Annotated in this window: 1 protein-coding gene; it reads left to right on the top strand. The window is 63.2% G+C overall.

What is annotated here, in order from left to right; genetic code table 11:
• Window positions 1–1028, top strand: a 1028-nt coding sequence (locus AC5RUM_RS21445) for an inositol-3-phosphate synthase (RefSeq protein WP_494036845.1), incomplete at both ends; no start/stop codon positions are given.

The following is a 1028-nucleotide window of genomic DNA, read 5'->3' as shown; positions in this document are numbered from 1 at the left end:
ATTCGTGTTGCAATCGTCGGGGTGGGTAACTGCGCCGCTTCGCTGGTCCAGGGTGTCCACTATTACCGGGATGCGGACCCACAGGCCACGATCCCGGGTCTGATGCACGTGGAGTTTGGCAAGTACCACGTCAACGATGTCCAGTTCGTGGCCGCGTTCGACGTGGACGGCAAGAAGGTCGGTGTGGACCTGGCCGATGCCATCCTGGCCAGCGAAAACAACACCATCAAGATCGCCGACGTGCCGCCCACCGGTGTGACGGTGCAGCGCGGGCACACCCTGGACGGGCTGGGCCGGTATTACCTGGAGACGATCGAGCAGTCCACGAAGGATCCGGTGGACGTGGTCCAGGCCCTGAAGGACGCCCGGGCCGATGTGATGGTCTGCTACCTGCCGGTCGGGTCCCAGGAAGCGGCGGAGTTTTACGCCCAGTGCGCGATCGATGCCGGGGTGGCGTTCGTGAATGCGCTGCCGGTGTTCATTGCCGGCACGAAGGAGTGGGCTGACAGGTTCACCGCGGCCGGTGTGCCGATCGTGGGTGATGACATTAAGAGCCAGATCGGTGCCACGATCACGCACCGTGTGATGGCGAAGCTGTTCGAGGACCGTGGTGTGACGCTGGACCGCACGTACCAGCTGAATGTTGGCGGGAACATGGACTTTAAGAACATGCTCGAGCGTGACCGGCTGGAGTCCAAGAAGATCTCCAAGACCCAGGCCGTGACCTCCAACGTTGAGGGTGAGCTCGCCGCGAAGGATGTGCACATTGGCCCGTCCGATTATGTGCAGTGGCTTGATGACCGCAAGTGGGCCTTCGTGCGTCTGGAGGGCCGGAACTTTGGTGACGCGCCGGTGTCGCTGGAGTACAAGCTGGAGGTCTGGGACTCGCCGAACTCCGCCGGTGTGATCATCGATGCGATCCGTGCGGCGAAGATCGGCCTGGACCGCGGCATCGGCGGGCCGCTGCTCTCGGCCTCGAGCTACTTCATGAAGTCCCCGCCGGAGCAGTTCAACGACGACCTCGCCCG

The sequence above is a fragment of the Arthrobacter sp. B2060 genome (assembly GCF_059090445.1).
Note: the sequence above shows the minus strand (reverse complement) of the source record. Positions and strands in the feature narration are given on the sequence as shown.